Below are 21649 nucleotides of genomic sequence, written 5' to 3' on the forward strand. Positions count from 1 at the left end.
ATTACCTACTTTTTCCCTGCACGAACGAAGCCTGCAAAACCTTGTTGGATAAAGAAATCATGCATCATTTGATGAATCTCCTCTCCGTACGATTTTGTCATCGCCTGTTCCGCTAGTTTTTCTAGTTCCTGTTGTTGGCTATGACGAATCAAATACTTCACCTTAGCCACGTTAGATGTGTTCATACTTAAGCTGGTGTATCCCAACCCAAGTAATAAGAGCGCACCAAATGGATCACCGGCTAATTCACCGCAGATGCACACTGGCACATGATATTTATCGCACACGTCATGAATCTGTTTGAGTGCTAACAGCACTGCCGGATGCATGGATTCATAGACATCAGCGACGCGGGAATTGTTCCGATCCACCGCCAGTAAATACTGAGTTAAGTCGTTAGTACCAACAGAGACAAAATCCACTCGATGCGCGATGGCAGGAAGCAGATATACCATCGATGGTACTTCGATCATCACCCCGACCTTTGGAGCCTGAATACGCTCATCAAGCAAGACAACTTCGCTGTAGGCTTGGTTGATCAGCGTCATCGCATCATCCAGCTCTTTAATACCAGATACCATGGGTAACAAGATACTTAAATTACCACTTTCAGCACTGGCTCTTAGCATCGCACGCAATTGAATCAAAAAGATATCAGGATGATCTAACGTAAAGCGAATCCCGCGCCAACCTAAAAACGGATTGTCCTCTTCGATTGGCAGGTATGGCAATGGTTTATCACCACCGATGTCTAGAGTACGCATCACCACGCGTTGGTTCGAGTAGCTGTTTAATATTGCTCGATATTGATGATACTGCTCATCTTCCGATGGAAAGTGATGTTGAAGTAAAAATGCAATTTCAGTTCGATATAAACCGACACCATCGACGCCCGTATTAATGGCAATGTTGCTATCGGCACTGAGACCCGCATTCAGCATCACTTCAATGTACTGGTTATCTAACGTTACGGCAGGTAACGCGAGGTCTTTATTGACCATCGCGAAGAGCTCTGACTCTTCACTAACTAAACTGCGATACTCACGTAACAGCTGGCGGTTGGGCTCAAGAAAAATCTCGCCCGTATAACCATCAACGATGCCTAATTTGCCGTTAACCACATCCGTATTGATGTTAGCGCCCATAATGGCCGGCACACCCAATGCGCGCGAAAGAATTGCAGCGTGTGAGTTTGCGCCCCCTTCAAGCGAAACGACCGCTAATAAATGTTCTTTCGGCACCGATGCTAACAAAGTCGCAGTAAGCTCATTGGCCACTAAGATGATAGGACGATCGATGGCCGCATTCTCTTGCTCACTGTTGTGCAGAAAATACAGCAACCTTTGCCCCAACTCTCGGATATCTTGTGCTCGTTCACGCAAATAGACATCTGACATACGAGCAAAGCGGTTTGAATAAGTTTCGACTACCTGACGCAGCGCCCAATCCGCTCGATCGCCTTTTTCAATCTGTTTCTTAAGATCGCCGCGCAACATTGGATCATTGAGCAAGTGGGTAAACAAATCGAATATCGCTAACGCATCTTTATTGATTTCGCTGTCGAACTTTTTCCGCATCCGGCGGAAATCATTCAGCGCACGCTCAATCGCTACCAGCAGCAGCTCTTGCTCTCGCTCTTTATCCAGCGTGGAAGACGGGAATACGTCCGACAAACTCGGCTGCGTGTTGTCAAACCAAAACTCTCCGATGGCGACACCCGTTGATGCAGGCAAGCCTTTAAGAACCGTCGGTTTTGAGGCTAATTGCCAATGACCTAAACTTTGCGCGTGAGCGATGATAACGGCTAACTGCGCAGATAAGGTCACTAAGAAAGATTCTTCCATCTCACTAAACAATCGTGGCGTCTTTTGCTGAATGACTAATACACCTAATACTTGTTTGCGATGGATGATTGGAGTGGCGAGGAAAGAGTGATAAACCTGTTCACCAAGCTGCGGGAAAAATTTAAATTCAGGGTGTTTTGAAGCTTCTGCGAGGTTAAGAGGTTCTGCGCTGCGTTTAACGAGACCAACTAAACCTTCATTGAAATTAATGTGGATGCTATCGCCTTCAAAAATAAGGCCTTGAGTTGCCATCAACTCAAGGCGCTGCATTTCTTCATTGGCGAGATAGATAGTACAACACTCAGTGCGAAGGGCGGCACAAGTCTCTTTTACCAATATATCTAGTGCCAGATGCACATCATCGACTCTGGAGACTTTCTCAACTATTTCCCTTAGCTGGCTGAGCATGACTATCCTCTACGTTGTTGCTTTTTTCTTTTCCCTTTCGCTTTTCTCTCTCGAAAAGGCATGGCTAAAGATGCAAACTCTTTCATCGCTCGACGATAAACATCACGCTTGAAAGAAACAACTTGCCTAACTGGATACCAATAGCTCACCCAGCGCCAACCATCAAATTCAGGGGATTTCCCGCGCTGCATATTGATGCGCGATTCATCGCATTCCAATCGCAGCAGAAACCATTTCTGTTTTTGGCCGATACAAACAGGCTTGGAGTCCCAACGCACCAATCGCTTTGGTAGTTTATATCTTAACCAATGACGACTTGTTGCAATGATCTTAACGTCTTTTTTCGTTAATCCGACTTCTTCATACAACTCCCTGAACATCGCCTGTTCAGGTGTTTCACCTTCGTCAATCCCACCTTGTGGAAATTGCCATGAGTGTTGCCCGTATCGTTTAGCCCAGAAGACCTGACCATGGTTATTACATATCACAATACCAACATTCAGTCGGTAACCATCGCCATCTATCACTGGCTAACCTCTATGAATAATTTTTTATTACCGTGATTTTTCCACATATCCCCATTACTAGCAAACTTACTGATGTGATATGAGCAAGATTTATTACCTTTTCACCGTCATTGGATATCTTTTAATCAAATTAAAGTTTATCAACACAAGAGTGAGACATTGCCCACATTTATTCACCTTTTCTGTGAATAACTTTGTGAAGAATTCCATATCAACTCCGATTTTCAATCAAAAGCATTATTCTCTTACTCATCAATAAAAATAACGACCAATCATAACTCAATGATAAATATAAACTTAAAAACAAACCTGGTGATAAAACGATCTTGTCAATTCTGATGATCTTTTCACCAAACTCAGATCGGTTAAAGATCAACCGATCGGTTATTTATCCACACATTCATTCTCTAACTTCATGACATCTACATAAAATCAAGCCTAAAAACGTTTCAAAACCCCTGTTTATTCATCCAGCCCATCAGTGGATCCACTTATATGCACCTATATCTGTGGATAAGTTATGAATTGATCATTCTTAATCCATCTCGATGAAATCTTGGACAGTAGATTTTGTTGAAATTTGTTAGACTAGGATTTTTCCATTGTCATGCAGTTATTATGAAACCAGAACCACAATCAGAAGCGGAGTTAATGGAACGCGCTCACGATATTGCCGGACTCAGTTTTGCGGAATTAGCGGACGAAGCAGGGATGACCGTTCCAGAAAACCTCAAACGCGATAAAGGCTGGGTGGGACAATTGCTGGAATGGCATTTGGGCGCTCCTGCGGGTAGCAAACCTCAACAAGACTTTTCCAAACTTGGTATCGAGTTAAAGAGCATTCCAATTGGCTACAACGGACGACCGTTAGAAACTACATTTGTATGCGTTGCACCCTTAACTGGTGTTCAAGGACTGACATGGGAAACCAGCCATGTGCGCAATAAGCTCTCGCGTGTATTGTGGGTTCCGGTAGAAGGTGAACGAGAAATCCCCCTTGCCGAGCGTCGTGTAGGGACACCTCTTATTTGGTCGCCAGATAAAGAAGAGGAGCAGATCTTACGAAATGACTGGGAAGAACTGATGGAAATGATCGTCTTTGGCAAATTTGATCAAATTTCAGCCAGACATGGCGAAGCGCTTCACTTACGCCCAAAGGCCGCTAATGCCAAAGCACTAACTGAAGCCTATAGCTCCAACGGGAAACCAATGAAGACGCTACCACGAGGCTTTTACCTGCGAACACAATTCACCGAACAGATCTTACTGAAGCACTATATCAATGTGCAATCTGAGTAACTCATCTGTTCACTCTAATGGGTAACCAACGATAATTCGATATCGCAGTAAGAGGCGGTACCCTCACTACCGCACTCATCGTAAGCGTTGTGTAACCGCAAATAAGCTTTGTCGATACCTAACCTGAGCAGCTCTTCTTTCACCAAATCTAAGGAACCAAAATGAAGCGGTTCCTCTCCATCTTTAATCGGCTCTAGCTGGTGCTTATATTCCACAGCTAGCAAATAGTCAGAGACATCGGAACACCCAATGACAAATACTTTGGGTAACGTATAGGTGTCTTTATGTTGACCATGTAGCCACATGTCCAGTTGATGCTTCTGCATAGTGCACCTCCTTCACAAGATCTTTTTAGTGTAGTTGGGGGATGAATACCTTTCGAGCCACACTTGCGCTTATACGTAAATGATTTGCGATAGCGACCAAAAATCCCATATATTGATGGATAACCTATTCAGTTGGCTATTTTTCAAGGAAGTGAAATGCAATACACCAAACTACCGCACTCATCACTCGAGATCAGTAAAATCTGCCTCGGCACTATGACTTTTGGTGAGCAAAATACCGAACAGGAAGCTTTTGAGCAGCTCGACTTTGCTGTCGATCATGGGGTGAACTTCATTGATACCGCAGAGATGTACCCTGTTCCGCCAAAAGCAGAAACACAAGGCCTAACAGAACAATACATCGGCAACTGGCTGACAAAATCCGGCAAGCGAGAAAAAGTCGTTCTAGCGACAAAAGTGGCAGGGCCGCGCAATGTGCCTCACATCCGTGAAAACATGAGTTTAAATCGTCGCAATATCCATGATGCCATCGACTCTAGCCTTCAACGACTCCAAACCGATTACGTAGATTTGTACCAACTTCACTGGCCACAGCGTCAAACTAACTGCTTTGGCCAACTCAACTACCCTTACCCAGACAAGCAAGAAGAAGTGACGTTAATTGAAACCCTAGAAGCATTAACTGAACTGGTTAAGATGGGTAAAGTGCGTTACATCGGCGTATCTAACGAAACACCTTGGGGGGTGATGTCTTTGCTTCGTTTAGCGGAGAAGCATGATTTACCGCGTATCGTTTCAATTCAAAATCCATACAATCTACTCAACCGCAGCTTCGAAGTGGGTTTGTCTGAAATCAGCCATTATGAAGGTGTCCAACTGTTAGCGTATTCACCTCTGGCGTTTGGTTGTTTGAGTGGTAAATACTTACATGGCGCAAAACCAGAAGGTGCACGCTGTACTAAGTGGGAGCGTTTCGCTCGTTACTTCACGCCTCAAGGCGTCAAAGCGACAGAAGCATACGTGAACTTGGCGCGTGAGCATGGCCTAGATCCTGCGCAAATGGCATTGGCGTTCGTCAATCAACGTCCATTTGTCGCTTCCAACATCATCGGTGCGACCAACCTTGATCAACTTAAAGCCAACATTGACAGCATCGATATCAAGCTTAGTGATGAGCTGTTAACAGACATTCAAGCGATCGGTACTACCTACTCTAACCCATGTCCATAAAAGCAAACAGGCTGACCAAATAGGTCAGCCTGTTAATAGCACTTAGAACAAATCTATTTCGATATGCGTTTACAGCGTGTTGAGCTTTTAGGGTTAACTAAAGCGTCATGTTGGAAGCTCAACACGCTATAGATTACGTCGGTATTCGCGCAGTTAGCACTCGACGAAGATGACGAACTCGACGTTCAACTTTAACCGCTTCAGGCACGCTGGTTTGCGTAACTCGCCCTTCACGATCTAAACCAATATCCCTTAATAAATGAACATTGGTCCATGGAACATCATGAGAACTGCGGCGCACGGTACGTTGCCATTCTCTCTCTTCACGTTTTAAATCCGCTTTAATAAGCAAAGTAGCCAATGTTAAGTAAATTGAGTGACGCATAATTTTTCTCCAATTAAACGATAAATTATCGACTGGGAAAAATAGTACGCAGAGACACAGAGAGATCTGTTGAGACTAAGCCGCTACTTTTCCGCAGCCTAGTAAACATAAATTAGGTTACGGATTAATTTTTATCTTGTGAGCCAGTGGTATCGTTAATATCCGATTTAAAAGCTATCGGAGATTTAGACATACGATCAGCGCAAGCAGTGGTGTTAACAACGTAATGTTTCATCTTGCGCCTCCTAGCTAAAAAAATAATCCGTGTGTGAAGTGATATAACTCAACGAGTTATGGCTAAATTGTAAGCGTTGATGAGTATATATCAAACAATTTCTATGCTTTCGATAAAAAACAAATCAATACCCTGAAGATAAGTTGCATATGTTTTTTCATATAACATATTCATCTAGGGAATATATAAAACTTCGAGTTTTATAAATCAGAACGTATACAACGAAAAAGAGCGACCAGCAAGGTCGCTCTTTCAATTCGATTCACTCATTGAATTACATCGCCTGATCGGAAATCAAGTTGTGCTTGTTAAGTAGTCGATACATGGTTGCACGCGACACACCAAGTTCTTTCGCCGCATTGGAAACTTGACCAGAGTGCGACTCCAACACAACCAATAACGCATCACGCTCACTCTTTTCTCGAATTGATTTCAAACTGCGTTTTGAATCATTACGTTGCGGCAAATCGAGATGATGTTCTTCAATCATCACGCTGTCAGACATCAACACCGCACGCTTAACTTGGTTCATCAACTCGCGAACATTACCAGGCCAGAAGTAACGAGTCAGAGCTTTCAAAGCGTCCTCAGAGAAACTTTTTGCTTGAGAGTTGTACTCTTTAGAGAACTCTTGCAGATAGAAGCGAGCTAGTAGTGCAATGTCACTCGCGCGCTCTTTCAAGCTTGGTACGTTGATACGAAGTACATTGATGTAATGGTACAACTCTTCGTTGAAGTCGCCATCAATCAAAGCTTTTTCTACGTCTGACGAGTTAGCAGCAAGAATACGCACATTCACATTCTTCACACCTTCGCGCGTTTCAATCGTGCCCTCTTGTAAGAACCTTAACAGGTTCATTTGCTGGTCCTTCGAAATGGTCAGAATGTCATTAAACAACACAGTACCGCCATCTGCTTGTTCCAACAGACTTGGGCCCATTTCAGCATCCGCAGCAATACCAAAGACTTCCGCTTGGAAACGTTGCTCATTCAAAGCGCGGCAGTTAATCGACATAAAGGGCTTATGAGAACGGGAAGATACTTTATGAATTGCACGAGCAACCGCTTCTTTACCAGTACCGCTCTCGCCAGAGATCAGAATACTCACGTCCGTAGGACCAATTCGCTTAACTTGATCGCGTAAGCGCTTCATCGGGATAGATTCGCCAATCAGCCCCATATCGAGGCTATTGCCAAAGCTTGGCCAAACTTTTTTCTCTAGCTTGAGCATACCAAGTTGGTGGCCGATGGTGCTCAACAGTTGGGCATCTGGGATTGGGGCAGTAAAAAAGTCGATACAGAAGTTAACGATGAATTGGCAGATGGTGTCTGTGCCGAGCTGAGACTCACGAATAAACGCCAACCAACGCACGTGCTTATGAGAACTCACTAAGTTTGCCAGACCATTCAAGCTAAACTCGTCATGGCTCAGGTCAACGATACCGATACAAGGCCCAATATCTTCCAATAACGTGTTAGCTTTGCGTAAGTCGCCTACTTGGTGACACTTCCAGCCAACTTGTTCCAGTACTGATAACCAAGGCTCATAAGTACCGCCAACTACCACAAGCGATCCCGGGATGGAATCCATCTTAAACTGCCCAGCCATTCTCTAACCCTTATTCTTTTGTTGATAGAAATTTCGCGCCACAAACCCATCTTTGCGAACGGGTAACATTATCGAGACTACGACGCTCGAAGTCTGTCTCAATATTAAGACTATGCAATAGATTGAGATTTGGCGAATACTTATTTGCATATGCCATCAAAATCAAAATGCAACCTATTGAATTTTAGGAAATTAAAGATACAAAAAAACCACCCGAAGGTGGTTTTTTTGTCATTGTTCAGCAAAGAATTACGCTTGTGGGCGCATTGCAGGGAACAAGATCACGTCACGGATAGTGTGCGTGTTAGTTAGCAGCATAACTAGGCGGTCGATACCGATACCTTGACCTGCTGTTGGTGGTAGACCGTGCTCTAGTGCAGTGATGTAGTCTGCATCGTAGAACATCGCTTCGTCATCACCAGATTCTTTTGCTTCAACCTGTGCTTTAAAGCGCGCGTCTTGGTCTTCTGCATCGTTAAGCTCTGAGAAGCCGTTTGCTACTTCACGGCCACCGATGAAGAACTCAAAGCGGTCTGTGAAGAATGGGTTGTCATCGCTACGACGTGCCAGTGGAGAAATATCCGCTGGGTAGCCAGTGATGAACGTAGGCTGCATTAGTTTAGGTTCTGCAGTTTCACCGAAGATCTCTTCAAGAAGCTGACCACAAGTCCAGAAAGGTTCTACTTCAACGTGAACAGATTTCGCGATAGAAACCATTAGTTCGCGGTTTTGTAGATCTTCTTCCGTTAGCGCTTGGATTTGAGCGTGGTCTGGGTTGTAGTGTTTGATTGCTTCAAACATGCTCATGCGAGCGTACTTACCGCCAAACTCAACAGTATCTTCACCGTAAGGCATTGATGTTGAACCTAGAACTTCTAGTGCTACAGAGCTTAGTAGTTCTTCAGTGAAGTCCATTAGATCTTTGTAATCCGCGTACGCCATGTAGAATTCCATCATTGTGAATTCTGGGTTGTGACGTGGAGAAAGACCTTCGTTACGGAAGTTACGGTTGATTTCGAATACGCGATCAAAGCCACCAACAACTAGACGCTTCAGGTATAGCTCAGGCGCAATACGCAGGTACATTGGCATGTCTAGCGCGTTGTGATGCGTAATGAATGGGCGAGCACTTGCACCACCAGGGATCACGTGCATCATTGGCGTTTCAACTTCCATGAACTGTTTAGAGATCATGAAGTTACGAATTGCAGACATAACTTTAGAACGTACAACGAATGCATTACGAGAATCTTCGTTAACGATTAGGTCTACGTAACGCTGACGGTAACGCATTTCTTGGTCAGTTAGACCGTGAAACTTCTCAGGAAGTGGACGAAGTGCTTTTGTTAACAACTCGTACTCTTCCATATTCACGTATAGGTCGCCTTTACCAGATTTGTGTAGCGCACCTTTAACACCGATGATGTCACCGATATCAAGACCTTGGTATTTCTCTTTCAGTTCTTTTTGAACTTCTTTGTCTGCGTAAGCTTGGATACGGCCAGATGTTTCTTGAATTACTAGGAATGGACCACGTTTTGCCATAATACGACCAGCGATCGCTACTACGTGGTTAAGCTCTTCTAGCTCTTCCTTAGTCTTTTCACCGAACTCTTTTTGAAGGTCGCCCGCTAGTGCGTCACGACGGAAGTCGTTTGGGTGGCCGTTTGCTTTGCAGCTCTTTCGGATTTCGTCCAGTTTAGCGCGGCGCTCAGCAATCAGCTTGTTTTCTTCTTGTACAGTTTCGTTTTGAACAGCATCAGTCATTTTCGATGTATCCTGTTTTTGTCGGTGAAAAGCTTTATAGGCCTGATTTCAGGCTAGCTTCAATAAATTTGTCCAGATCGCCATCAAGAACCGCTTGAGTGTTACGGTTTTCAACGCCCGTACGGAGGTCTTTAATGCGTGAATCATCCAATACGTAAGAACGGATCTGGCTACCCCAGCCAATGTCAGACTTAGCGTCTTCATTAGCTTGTTTTTCCGCGTTTTGCTTTTGCAATTCAAGCTCAAATAGCTTCGCTCGAAGCTGTTTCATTGCCTGATCTTTGTTCTTATGTTGAGAACGGTCGTTTTGACACTGCACCACAGTATTCGTTGGTACGTGCGTAATACGTACCGCAGATTCAGTGGTGTTGACGTGCTGACCACCCGCACCTGACGCACGGTAAACGTCGATACGCAGATCAGCAGGGTTAATGTCGATAGCAATGTTTTCATCAATCTCTGGGTAGATGAACGCAGACGCAAAAGACGTATGACGACGGCCGCCTGAATCAAATGGCGATTTGCGCACTAAACGGTGAACACCAGTTTCTGTACGTAGCCAACCGTAAGCGTAATCACCTGAGATACGAACCGTTGCAGATTTAAGACCCGCAACCTCACCTTCAGATACTTCGATCACTTCCGCCTTGAAACCTTTTGCTTCTGCCCAGCGTAAGTACATGCGTAGCATCATGTTGGTCCAGTCTTGCGCCTCAGTACCACCTGAACCTGCTTGCAAGTCAATGTAGCAATCAGAGCTATCGTGGTCACCAGAGAACATGCGGCGGAATTCTAGCTGCGCAAGCTTCTCTTCCAACTCTGCAAGTTCTGGTTCGATTTCATCAAACGTTTCTTGGTCTTGTTCTTCAACAGCCAGTTCAAGAAGACCATCAACATCTTCTACACCTTGCTCTAGTTGATCAATAGTTTCAACTACGGCTTCAAGTGATGCACGTTCTTTACCTAGTGCTTGTGCACGTTCAGGCTCGTTCCATACATCTGGCTGTTCAAGTTCTGCGTTGACTTCTTCTAGACGCTCTTTCTTCGCGTCATAGTCAAAGATACCCCCTCAGGACATTCGTGCGCTCAGACACGTCCTGAAGACGGTTTTTAATGGGATTGATTTCAAACATGTTTGCTCAACATTTTAGAATAGAATTTAACCGAGAAATTCTACTGAAAAATGTGACGGAGATACAGGAAAATTTCGGCTGAGAAATCAGATTACGATTAGAGAGAGCACGGTCATAAAATTTTACACCCGCTTAAGGGCAACCGTACTCTATATTTAAGAAAAGCTTAGGTATTACTTGGCTTCGATGTGATCAATCATCAGTTGCAATGATTGGTTACCACGAAATTCATTCACATCCAGCTTGTAAGCCAAACGTACAGTTTTGACCGATGCGTCAGGCCAACGGCGTAAATCGACGTTAAATGCAATTCCATCAATCATCACATTGGTCGGATGCCCTTTGTATAAAGGCTCCAACATCAGTTTAAGATGTTTTTCTCCCACCAATTTTTGGTGCAACACCTTAAACTCACCATCAAAGATTGGCTCAGGAAAAGCTTGTCCGAATGGCCCACCAGCGCGCAACTGCTCCGCAATGTGCATAGAAAACTCTTCCGGTTTTAACTCGCCATCAGTAAGAATCACGCCTTTTAGAGCCGCTTCGTCGAGCTCTTTTTTCACCACTTCATCGAATAAACGACTGAAACGCTCAAAATCTTGCTCTTTGATGGTTAAGCCTGCCGCCATCGCGTGACCGCCAAACTTGATGATCAAACCTGGATTTTGCGTATCGATGAAGTCCAACGCATCACGCATGTGTAATCCAGGAATCGAACGACAGGAACCCTTGATCGTCCCTTCACCACCGTCAGCAAAGGCAATGACTGGACGATGGAATTTCTCTTTGATACGCGAAGCGAGAATACCAATCACACCTTGGTGCCAATCGCGCTGGAACAGCGATAAGCCGTATGGCAGCTCGCTGTTTTCGCCAAACTGCAAACGTTCACAAAACGCCATCGCTTCTTGCTTCATGCCTTCTTCAATCTCTTTACGAGTCTGATTGAGCCCATCAAGCTCACTGGCCATGCGACGTGCGGCGTGGATGTTGTTACACATCAGCAGCTCAACACCAAAAGACATGTCGTCTAAACGGCCAGCGGCATTAATACGCGGCCCCAATGCAAAGCCGAAGTCCGATGCCACCAAACGTCGCGCATCGCGTTTCGCCACTTCAATCAGTGCCTGAATACCTGGGCGCGCTTTCCCCGCACGAATACGCTGCAAACCTTGATGCACCAGAATTCGGTTGTTCTCATCAAGCGGCACAACATCAGCGACAGTGCCCAGTGCGACAAGGTCGATCAGCTCCATCAGTTTCGGCTCTTGCATGCCTTGCTGAGCAAACCAGTTGTGTTTGCGCATGTGGACGCACAACGCCATCATCAGATAGAACGCCACACCAACGCCAGCCAACGCTTTAGAAGGAAACGCACAACTGTCGAGGTTTGGGTTCACCATCGCATCCACTTCTGGCAGAACTTGTCCTGGCAAATGGTGGTCTGTCACCAATACGGTAATGCCATTTTCTTTGGCGTAGCGCACACCTTCAATCGACGATACGCCATTGTCGACCGTCATGATCATTTCTGCGCCAAGTTCCAATGCTTGATCGACCACCTCTGGGCTCAAACCGTAGCCATCTTCAAAGCGGTTCGGCACCAAGTAATCGACGTTATTGCTGCCAAGCATACGCAATGCCAATACAGAAAGAGCAGAACTCGTTGCGCCATCTGCGTCAAAGTCACCCACCACGATGATGCGTTTTTGCTCTTGAATCGCTTGGAACAATAACTCAACCGCCTGCTCAATGCCGCCAAGCTTTTGGTACGAATGCAATCCACGAGCAGAGGTTTCTAGCTGCGCGATGTCAGTAATACCGCGATTGATGTAAATGCGTTTTAAGATCGGAGGAATGGAATCTGGGAGAAGGGAAAGATCCGGTTCGGGACGTCGTTGAATTTCTATCATGCTTGAAAAGAGCCGACTATTGCGTCGGCTCTGCTCCTTAAAGGATTACAGTTGCTCTAAACGTTTCAGTAGTTCAGCTGGCGGTAAGTAACCACCAACCATCTCACCGTTTGGAAGGAAGATTGCAGGTGTACCTGAAATACCTAACTGACGACCAACGTTGTAGTGCGCTTGGATGGTCTCTTTACATTGTTCAAGATCTTTCGCTGGATTGTCGAAAGTGCGGCTCACTTTCGCGTTATGCATCGCCGCTTTTGGATCTTCTGCACACCAAATCGTTGCCATTTGCTCAGCAACAGGCCCTGTCGCACCTTGGCGAGGGTATGCCATGTAACGAACAGTAATACCTAGATCATTGTAGCCCTGCATTTGGTTATGCAGACGAACACAGTAGCCACAAGTGATGTCAGTAAATACCGTCACCACGTACTTTTCGTTGTCCGCTTTGTATTCGATCATGCTGTCTGCAAACTTGGCAATTTTCTCAGCATTCAAAGGCGCTTGGCGTTCTGCAAGTACGTCTTTGTAACCGCCGTTGTCATCAATCGCGTATAGTGTACCTGCAATAAAGTGATCGCCATTGTTTGACGCAAACAATATGCCGCCGTTGGTTTGAATTTCTAGCAGGCCCGCCACGTCTGAAGGTTGAATATCAATAATAGACAGACCTAGTTTCGAGAACTTTGCTTTTAGCGCCGCTTCATCAAAGTGTTGTTGCGCAGTTGGCGCAGCCTGTTGTGCAGGAGTTTCGGTTTTTGCCTGACTTTCTTCCGCACCACACGCGGTAATAAAGAATGGTAAAGTCAGCAGAGTTAGTCGGCGTAATACGCTCATTAAAGTCACCTTTAAATAAATTCTTTTCATCCAATCAAAGAGGATGAAGCAAGCCATCATTATGCTCTTGGGTGGTGTTGACTGTGGATCTGCTTCAATCGTTCAGTCGCCACGTGAGTATAAATTTGCGTGGTCGATAAGTCACTATGCCCTAGCAGCATCTGTACGACCCTGAGATCTGCGCCATAGTTCAATAAATGCGTTGCAAACGCGTGGCGTAAAACGTGCGGCGAAAGCTGGTCGGTATCGATACCAGCAATGACAGCATAGTATTTGATACGATGCCAAAACGTCTGACGAGTCATTTGGCGTGCTCGTTTACTTGGGAATACCACATCAGAAGACGTATCTCCCAATAATGCAGGGCGACCTTGCTGGATGAATGTTTCAATCCAATCGATCGCATTCTCCCCCATCGGCACCAAACGTTCCTTGCCACCTTTACCCGTCACACGCACGACGCCCTGACGTAAACTGATGTTTTCCATCGTCAGGCTGACGAGTTCTGTCACACGCAACCCAGTCGCGTACAACAACTCAAGCATGGCTTTATCGCGCAGTTCTACCGGATCATTCGGATCTGGCGCGTCCAAAAGTGCGTCCACTTGCTCTTCGCTGATGTCTTTCGGTAAGCGTTGTGGCAATTTCGGGCTGACCAACAAGGCACTTGGGTCATCGGCACGCACTTTTTCGCGGTGAAGATACTGAAACAAACGGCGAATAGCTGACAGCATACGAGCACGTGACGTCTGCTTGTAATCCAAATCCACCAGATACGTTTGGTATTCTTGAAGTCCAGACAAACTGATGAAATCGAGGCGGTAACGATGATGCTCCATCCAAGTGAGAAGCTTCATTAAGTCATTTCGGTACGAAGCCAGCGTATTCTCTGACAGACCGCGCTCCATCCACATTGCATCTAAGAACTGCTCAACAAGCGCAAAATCTTGTTGATTGACAGGCTGTTGTGCCGTCATTCACGCTTCCTTTTATTGTTCATCTATACCCAGTGAGAGTAAGACAGCGCCAGTGTGAATGCTATAAAAAATTGGCTCAGGTGGGGAATCTCACGATATTCGCTGCATTCCTAGGCAGTTTAAGGTTAAAATCCTCTGCAACAGCAACACAAAAAACGACGAATATAATGAAAATCGGACTCTTTTACGGCTCAACAACCTGCTACACCGAGATGGCAGCAGAGAAAATTCGCAACATTATTGGTGCAGACCTTGTCGATATTCACAATGTGAAAGAGACGCCGCTATCGCTGATGGCTGAGTATGATTTATTGCTTCTAGGCATCTCGACTTGGGACTTTGGTGAGATCCAAGAAGATTGGAGCGCCATTTGGCAAGACATCGCGTCTACGCCGTTGAAAGGCAAAGTTGTGGCGCTATTTGGTCTTGGCGACCAAGAAGGCTACGGTGAATGGTACCTTGATGCCATGGGCCTACTGCACGACGAGTTAAAAGCAACCGGCGCCCAGTTTATCGGTTATTGGCCAAACGAAGGCTATGAGTTTGAAGCCTCTAAAGCGCTAACGGAAGATGGCAGCCAATTTGTTGGCCTAGCACTAGATGAAGACTCTCAATACGATTTGAGTGACGAGCGAATTGAAAAGTGGTGTGAACAAGTACTTGTGGAGTTCCACGATACGCTTTAAGCACCGACGCTTACATTGATGCGAACCAGATACAAAAAAGCCCGATGAATCACTTCATCGGGCTTTTTCATTATTCAATTTCTAGCGTCTTTACACCGCTTCTTCTCGTAGTTCTGGTTGAACAGATTTAGAGATGAAGAACATGCAGATGATAGCTGACAGAGTAGGAAGAACCCAACCCATGCCCACTTCAAACAGCGGTAGTACGTTGAACGCAGATACATCCAAACCAGCAACTTTCGCTGCATCAACAAGTGCGAATAATAGTGATACTAGCAGTACCGCACGGTATGCAAAGCGAGGATTTGGCAGCTTGCTACGAACAAAGGTAAGAGCAACCAAAGCAATCGCCACTGGGTAAAGGGCAAACAGTACAGGTACAGAGAGCGAAATCAATTGCGCTAGACCAACGTTAGCAACTAGCGCACATACGGCACCGTTGATCAGAACCCACTGCTTGTATGACAGTGATGTCTTCGAGCTGAAGAAATCAGAACATGCTGAAATCAGACCGATAGCCGTTGTCAGACACGCTAGCAATACAATCACAGAAAGAACGATTTGACCGTAAGGGCCAAACAATGCTTGAACGTACTGGCTTAGAATCAGACCACCGTTGTCTGCGCCCGCAGCAACTGTTGCACTGGTAGCGCCTAGGTAGAATAGCGAAATGTAAACAAATGCTAGACCAGCCGCAGCGATACAACCTGCAAAAATCAGGTACTTAGTCGTCGCAGAACGCTCCGTAATACCTTTGCCGCGCAGTGCATCCACCATCAACATACCAAACATCAGCGATGCGAAAGTATCCATGGTGTTGTAGCCTTCAAGGAAGCCTTTGGTTAGTGGCTGAGTTAGGTACTCACCGCGTGCACCAATCATATCGCCTTGAGGATCTAGGAATACTGCAACAGCAAGAATGATCAAACCGACAAACAGCGCTGGAGTCAGCACTTTACCGATCAAGTCGATAAGACGGCCTTGGAACCAAGAGAACAGCATTGCAACCGCAAAAAAGATCACAGAAAACGCGGTAAGGTGCGCTTGAGAAGCTTCAACAAAGAATGGCTTCACGGCCATCTCGTAAGCCACTAGACCTGTACGAGGCGCTGCAAACGCAGGACCAATAATGATGAAGATAAGTGCTGCCATCAATACTGCTGCTTTTTTCGGAAGATCTTGAGTCAAGTGATCCCATGATCCACCTGCTACAGCAATAGCAACGATAGTAATAAGAGGTAGACCTACCGCTGTTAGCAAGAAACCGAACATCGCTGGCAATAGGTTTTCACCCGCGAGCTGACCCGCTAGAGGTGGAAAGATGATGTTGCCTGCACCTAAAAAGAACGCAAATAGCATAAAGCCTACTGCGACAATATCTGTTAGTTTTAACGTCTGCTTCACAGATAACCCTTTTCTTTATTTAATGAATGTTGTGTATGCATCGACCACTTTTTTGTATACCCAAAAGTTAATGAGTATCTGTGGTTCAATCTATAAAATTTTCGCCGCATAATGACGAAAGACTCATCATTTGGCAACCTTTAAGAAAAAAACACCATATTAATTTAGTTTTTAAACTTAAAAGCAGTGTATCTAACTAGATCAAAAGAACCGTACAGTTCTTTATCTCGATCAATTAACCATACAATTTAATAACCAACAAAACAACAATCTATACAAATAAGAAACAATAGAGAATTTCACTTAAATATTGAGCAGATAAAAAACAATCATGAAGAGCGGAAAATTTCAAACTAAAGGCTTCAAGTTTAAGCAGTTTTGTATCGAAGGAGGCGAAAGTGGCATGCCGGTGAGTACCGACGGCGTGATGCTTGGCGCGTGGATGGAAAGTCCGAGCCCTGCCCATATCTTGGATATCGGGACAGGAACAGGGTTACTCGCTTTGATGTGTGCTCAACGCTTTCCTGACGCAAAAATTACCGCCGTTGACATCGAAACCACAGCGGTTGAAGCTGCAAGCCACAATTTTTCGCACTCGCCGTGGCACGACCGACTCTCAGTTCAGCATACCGATGTTTTGATTTTTTCGCCGCCGCAACGCTTTCAACGCATTGTTTGCAACCCACCCTATTTCAACACTGGTGAGCAAGCTAAACAAAGCCAGCGAGCAACCGCTAGGCATACCGACTCCCTACGCCATGATGCGTTGCTTAAGTGTTGTTATCAGTTGCTAGATACAGAAGGAAAAGCCAGCTTTGTGCTGCCAATCACCGAAGGGGAGCTATTTATTGAACTAGCATTAACCCAGGGTTGGGCTCTATCTCGACTGTGCCGCGTGCAACCATCGGAAAAGAAACCCGTGCACCGTTTGCTGTTTGAACTGGCAAAGCAACCTTGCGATACTCAAGAGTCACATTTGATCATTCACTCATCAGACGGTTACAGCGATGATTTTGTCCGCTTAACCCACGAGTTTTATCTTAAGATGTGAAATAACATGTGATCCTTATCACCAATCACTTTATAATGTGCGACCTTTTTATATTCTATGCTGCTTTGGCGAACCATTAACCAAGCTTTGCTTGTGGAGAACTCATTGTGATCAGAACCTTTGCTGAACTTGATCTAGACCAAAACCTACTTGAAGCCATTGAAGAGATGGGCTACGAACGCCCAACTAAAATTCAGGCAGAAGCGATTCCACAAGCGTTGGATGGTCGTGACATTCTAGCGTCAGCGCCAACGGGTACTGGTAAAACGGCAGCCTTCATTCTGCCAGCATTGCAATACTTGCAAGATTTCCCTCGTCGTAAACCTGGGCCTGCGCGTATTTTGATCCTTACGCCAACTCGCGAACTGGCGATGCAGGTTGCCGACCAAGCTCGTGCTTTGGCAAAGAACACTAAGCTGAACATCTTCACGATCACAGGCGGCGTTCAATACCAAGAACACGCAGACATCCTAGCAACTACGCAAGACATCGTAGTTGCAACACCAGGCCGTCTACGTGAGTACATTGATGCAGAACGTTTTGATTGTCGTGCTATCGAATGGCTGGTTCTCGATGAAGCAGACCGCATGCTGGACATGGGCTTTGCTCCAACGGTTGACCGTCTGTCGAATGAATGTCGCTGGCGTAAGCAAACCCTTCTGTTCTCAGCAACACTAGAAGGTAAAGGCGTAGAAGGCTTCACAGCTGACCTACTGAACGAGCCAGCAGAGATCGACGCAAAATCGCCACTGCGTGAGCGTAAGAAGATTGCTCAATGGTATCACCGTGCTGATAGCGCAGAACACAAACTGGCTCTGCTGAAACATATCATCACAGAGCAAGCTGAGCGCACTATCGTGTTCTTAAAAACTCGTGAACGCTTGGCAGAGCTACGTGCACAACTTGAGAGCGCACAAATCCCGTGTTCGTGGATTCAAGGTGAAATGCCTCAAGATCGTCGTAATAATGCCATTGCACGTTTCCGTGACGGCACTGTGAACGTGCTACTAGCAACTGACGTTGCGGCGCGTGGTATCGACCTTCCTGATGTTTCTCACGTTATCAACTACGACATGCCGCGCACGGCTGACGTATACCTTCACCGTATCGGCCGTACAGCTCGTGCAGGTAAGAAAGGTAACGCAATCTCAATCGTAGAAGCGCACGACCAGCCAATGATGGATCGCGTAGCACGTTACGTGAAAGAAGACATCAAAGAGCGTTTCATTAAAGAGATGCGCCCTAAGCACAAGAAACCTGTGTTTAAGAAGAAAAAGAAAAAAGAAGACAAGAAGAAAACAGCGAAAAAGAAAACCGCTAAGAAGAAGTAATCTTGTTGAGGCTTAAAAAGCCCAAATAGAAATAACAAAGGGTTGGCAGTGCCAACCCTTTTTCGTTTGTGTAGCTTTCAATTAATAACGCGTATTGCGCTTCAATCAGTTTTGCTCTTCACGTTTAAATACCAAGTCTGTTGGTGTCGACTCTTCCTCAACGAAGTAGTAGCCAGCGGTATCAAACTTCGTTAAATCCGCCACACTCTCAATGCGATTTTCGATGATGTAACGCGCCATCATGCCACGCGCTTTCTTCGCATAAAAACTGATCACCTTGTATTGGCCATTCTTACAGTCTTTGAAAATTGGCGTAATCACTTGTGCATCCAAGTTCTTTGGCTTCACCGCTTTAAAATACTCATTCGACGCAAGATTGATCAAAACATTGTCACCTTGCTCAGCAATCGCTTCATTGAGCTTGTCGGTAATCACATTGCCCCAGAACTGGTACAGGTTGCTACCTTTCTCGTTCGCCAGTTTTGTCCCCATCTCCAGACGGTATGGTTGCATTAAGTCGAGCGGTTTGAGCAGACCGTACAGACCAGATAGCATGCGTAAGTGTTTTTGCGCGTATTCGAAGTCCGCATCTGATAGTGTTTCAGCTTCCAAGCCCGTGTACACATCACCTTTAAACGCAAAAATGGCCTGACGCGAGTTTTCCGTTGTGAACGTTTCGCTCCACTCTTGGAATCGCCCGACGTTCAGATCGGCTATCTTGTCACTCACTTTCATTAAAGAGGCAACATCAGCAGGCGTCAGTTTGCGGCAAACGTCGATCAATTCTTTTGAATATTCAATTAACTCTGGTTGAGTAAATTTTTCTGTCGCGAGCGGAGACTCGTAATCGAGGGTCTTCGCTGGAGAAACTACGATAAGCATGACTTTCACTTCCCTAATTTTGTTTTTTATTAGGGTACAAAAAAAGCCATGCATTGTCTGCATGGCTTTACGAATCGTCTTAATAGCTTTTAACGATAGGAGAACACTTAGTCTTTCTTAGTGTTGTCCCAAATACCGTCTTCTAGCTGAGACTTAAGCTCAGGGAAATCGTTCGCATCGAACGTTGGTACTTTACCTTCACCTAGCTGGCGGTTGTAGTCTTTCGCCAGTTTGATCACGATGCCCGATAGCAACAGAATCGCTACCAAGTTCACTATCGCCATCAAACCCATTGATACGTCAGCCAATGACCAAACCACAGGAAGAGACGCTAGCGCACCAAACATTACCATGCCAAGAACTACAACGCGGAAGATGCTTAGACCAGCTTTATGGTTGTGTTCCAAGAAGATCAGGTTCGTTTCTGCGTAAGAGTAGTTCGCGATGATTGAAGTAAACGCGAAGAAGAAGATTGCAACTGCAACAAAGATGCCGCCCCAATCACCAACTTGCGAGCTCAATGCACGTTGAGTTAGCTCAATACCAGTAACTTCCGTTGCTTGACCTACATACTCGCCCGACATCAGGATAATCGCTACTGTTGCAGAACAGATAACAATCGTATCCATGAACACGCCTAGCATCTGAACGTAACCTTGAGATGCTGGGTGCGGTGGGTAAGGCGTTGCCGACGCTGCTGCGTTAGGCGCAGAACCCATACCCGCTTCGTTCGAGAATAGACCACGTTTGATACCGTTGATCATTGCTTGTGCAATCGCATAACCAAGACCACCCGCTGCAGCTTCTTGCAGACCGAATGCGCTCTTGAAGATCAGCATCAATACATCTGGTAGTTTCTCTAGGTTTGAGAATACAACGAACAATGCAAGTACTAGGTATAGCAGTGCCATGATAGGAACGATCAGCTCAGCTACTTTCGCGATACGCTTGATACCACCGAAGATAACTACAGCTGAAAGTGCAACAACAGCAATACCAACGTATAGGTCATTCCAACCAAATGCGTTGCTCATTGCGTTTGCAATTGAGTTCGCTTGTACGGCGTTGAATACCAAACCAAAAGCGATGATTAGGAAAACAGAGAACAACACGCCCATCCAACGCATGCCCAAGCCTTTTTCCATGTAGTAAGCAGGACCACCACGGTAGTTGCCATCATCATCTTTGGTTTTGTATAGCTGCGCCAGAGTACTCTCTGCAAACGACGTTGCCATACCAAGCATTGCGATCAGCCACATCCAGAAGATCGCGCCAGGGCCACCCGCAGTCAATGCAACTGCAACACCCGCCATGTTACCAGTACCTACACGTGCAGCAAGACTAGTACAAAGCGCTTGGAAAGAAGAAATACCAGCTTTGTCTGCTTTACGGCTGTTCTTAAGAACAGAGAACATGTGGCCGAAGTGGCGGAATTGGATGAATCCCAATCGAACGGTGAAGTAGATTCCTACACCTACAAGAAGATAAACCAGAATCGAACCCCAAAGGAGATCGTTCATCAAATTGATTAAGTCTGTCATGTGTACCTCAAAGTGAGTTGCGCCAGTCTGTGCGTCCGAGCCATCCACCAGATTGCCTGCTAAGTGTCAAAGTGTGCTTAGCTTTTTGAATAATGTTTATGCGCAATCTAGAATCGTAAACGTCGCTTCATGCATCCATTTTACGTACCAGCGTATTTTTTGACGGGCGGATAATGCAACCTAGGAACGCAAAAATCAATATGCAACTATCACAATAACATTGTTATTTTTCACTATAAAGTCACCAAAAAATAACATAAAAAGAGGACTTAACACCCCAAACGCGCAACATTTCAATTACCAACA

The 21649-nt window shown here is 45.5% G+C and carries 18 protein-coding genes; 5 read left to right on the top strand and 13 right to left on the bottom strand.

What is annotated here, in order from left to right; translation table 11 throughout:
* Positions 1 to 5: 5 nt before the first annotated feature.
* Together ptsP and rppH are read right to left on the bottom strand one after the other, a co-directional pair.
* A complete protein-coding gene (ptsP, locus tag ACF8OV_RS08540; protein ID WP_203504944.1) occupies positions 6 to 2252 on the bottom strand; it encodes a phosphoenolpyruvate--protein phosphotransferase in 2247 nt (748 codons plus the stop codon).
* Between the two features lie 2 nt (positions 2253 to 2254).
* Positions 2255 to 2779: an RNA pyrophosphohydrolase gene (gene rppH, locus ACF8OV_RS08545; protein ID WP_005457789.1), complete on the bottom strand. Its 525-nt coding sequence runs from the start codon at positions 2777 to 2779 to the stop codon at positions 2255 to 2257.
* A gap of 618 nt (positions 2780 to 3397) precedes the next feature.
* On the opposite strand from rppH, the gene mutH reads away from it, so the two are divergent.
* Positions 3398 to 4078 carry a DNA mismatch repair endonuclease MutH gene (mutH, locus tag ACF8OV_RS08550; protein WP_005481789.1) on the top strand — a complete coding sequence of 227 codons (681 nt, stop codon included), beginning with the start codon at positions 3398 to 3400 and terminating at the stop codon, positions 4076 to 4078.
* A gap of 14 nt (positions 4079 to 4092) precedes the next feature.
* Here mutH and ACF8OV_RS08555 read toward each other — a convergent pair whose 3' ends face one another.
* The gene (locus ACF8OV_RS08555) at positions 4093 to 4404 is read right to left on the bottom strand and encodes a DUF6482 family protein (RefSeq protein WP_005481791.1); all 312 of its coding nucleotides are present in this window, start codon (positions 4402 to 4404) and stop codon (positions 4093 to 4095) included.
* A gap of 156 nt (positions 4405 to 4560) precedes the next feature.
* Between ACF8OV_RS08555 and ACF8OV_RS08560 the strand changes: the two genes are divergently transcribed.
* Positions 4561 to 5595 (top strand): NADP(H)-dependent aldo-keto reductase, encoded by a 1035-nt coding sequence (locus tag ACF8OV_RS08560; RefSeq protein WP_005459412.1) that lies wholly within the window; start codon positions 4561 to 4563, stop codon positions 5593 to 5595.
* A gap of 133 nt (positions 5596 to 5728) precedes the next feature.
* Here ACF8OV_RS08560 and ACF8OV_RS08565 read toward each other — a convergent pair whose 3' ends face one another.
* The 7 genes from ACF8OV_RS08565 to xerD form a co-directional block, all read right to left on the bottom strand.
* Complete coding sequence (locus ACF8OV_RS08565) at positions 5729 to 5980, bottom strand: hypothetical protein (RefSeq protein WP_005459410.1); 252 nt, start codon at positions 5978 to 5980, stop codon at positions 5729 to 5731.
* A 509-nt stretch (positions 5981 to 6489) separates the two neighbouring features.
* Entirely contained in the window at positions 6490 to 7824 is a 1335-nt protein-coding gene (gene vpsR / locus ACF8OV_RS08570; RefSeq protein ID WP_005459408.1) for a cyclic-di-GMP-binding transcriptional regulator VpsR, read from the bottom strand.
* 249 nt (positions 7825 to 8073) lie between these two features.
* Positions 8074 to 9591 carry a lysine--tRNA ligase gene (gene lysS / locus ACF8OV_RS08575; protein WP_005459407.1) on the bottom strand — a complete coding sequence of 506 codons (1518 nt, stop codon included), beginning with the start codon at positions 9589 to 9591 and terminating at the stop codon, positions 8074 to 8076.
* 34 nt (positions 9592 to 9625) lie between these two features.
* A protein-coding gene (gene prfB / locus ACF8OV_RS08580; RefSeq protein ID WP_097371395.1) for a peptide chain release factor 2 occupies positions 9626 to 10724 on the bottom strand; the annotation gives its coding sequence in 2 pieces (ribosomal slippage) (positions 9626 to 10648 and positions 10650 to 10724; 1098 coding nt in all).
* A gap of 173 nt (positions 10725 to 10897) precedes the next feature.
* Positions 10898 to 12637, bottom strand: coding sequence for a single-stranded-DNA-specific exonuclease RecJ (recJ, locus tag ACF8OV_RS08585; protein ID WP_005459404.1), 1740 nt, complete (start codon positions 12635 to 12637; stop codon positions 10898 to 10900).
* A gap of 45 nt (positions 12638 to 12682) precedes the next feature.
* Entirely contained in the window at positions 12683 to 13471 is a 789-nt protein-coding gene (dsbC, locus tag ACF8OV_RS08590) for a bifunctional protein-disulfide isomerase/oxidoreductase DsbC (RefSeq protein ID WP_005497149.1), read from the bottom strand.
* A 59-nt stretch (positions 13472 to 13530) separates the two neighbouring features.
* The gene (gene xerD, locus ACF8OV_RS08595) at positions 13531 to 14448 is read right to left on the bottom strand and encodes a site-specific tyrosine recombinase XerD (RefSeq protein WP_020904209.1); all 918 of its coding nucleotides are present in this window, start codon (positions 14446 to 14448) and stop codon (positions 13531 to 13533) included.
* A gap of 167 nt (positions 14449 to 14615) precedes the next feature.
* On the opposite strand from xerD, the gene fldB reads away from it, so the two are divergent.
* The gene (gene fldB / locus ACF8OV_RS08600) at positions 14616 to 15134 is read left to right on the top strand and encodes a flavodoxin FldB (protein ID WP_005479739.1); all 519 of its coding nucleotides are present in this window, start codon (positions 14616 to 14618) and stop codon (positions 15132 to 15134) included.
* 90 nt (positions 15135 to 15224) lie between these two features.
* Here the strand turns inward: fldB and brnQ are convergent, their stop codons facing one another.
* Positions 15225 to 16538 (bottom strand): branched-chain amino acid transport system II carrier protein, encoded by a 1314-nt coding sequence (gene brnQ / locus ACF8OV_RS08605; protein ID WP_025792716.1) that lies wholly within the window; start codon positions 16536 to 16538, stop codon positions 15225 to 15227.
* Positions 16539 to 16869: 331 nt separating this feature from the next.
* On the opposite strand from brnQ, the gene ACF8OV_RS08610 reads away from it, so the two are divergent.
* Positions 16870 to 17589 (top strand): tRNA1(Val) (adenine(37)-N6)-methyltransferase, encoded by a 720-nt coding sequence (locus tag ACF8OV_RS08610; RefSeq protein WP_020904210.1) that lies wholly within the window; start codon positions 16870 to 16872, stop codon positions 17587 to 17589.
* 107 nt (positions 17590 to 17696) lie between these two features.
* Positions 17697 to 18920: an ATP-dependent RNA helicase SrmB gene (gene srmB / locus ACF8OV_RS08615; RefSeq protein WP_203504948.1), complete on the top strand. Its 1224-nt coding sequence runs from the start codon at positions 17697 to 17699 to the stop codon at positions 18918 to 18920.
* 105 nt (positions 18921 to 19025) lie between these two features.
* On the opposite strand, the gene yaaA is transcribed toward srmB, so the two are convergent.
* Together yaaA and ACF8OV_RS08625 are read right to left on the bottom strand one after the other, a co-directional pair.
* Positions 19026 to 19802, bottom strand: a complete 777-nt coding sequence (gene yaaA / locus ACF8OV_RS08620; protein WP_025505368.1) for a peroxide stress protein YaaA — start codon at positions 19800 to 19802, stop codon at positions 19026 to 19028.
* Between the two features lie 107 nt (positions 19803 to 19909).
* Complete coding sequence (locus ACF8OV_RS08625) at positions 19910 to 21343, bottom strand: sodium:alanine symporter family protein (protein ID WP_005459389.1); 1434 nt, start codon at positions 21341 to 21343, stop codon at positions 19910 to 19912.
* Positions 21344 to 21649: the final 306 nt, after the last annotated feature.

The sequence above is a fragment of the Vibrio sp. GLN_1 genome (assembly GCF_043106015.1).
Classification (GTDB): domain Bacteria; phylum Pseudomonadota; class Gammaproteobacteria; order Enterobacterales; family Vibrionaceae; genus Vibrio; species Vibrio parahaemolyticus.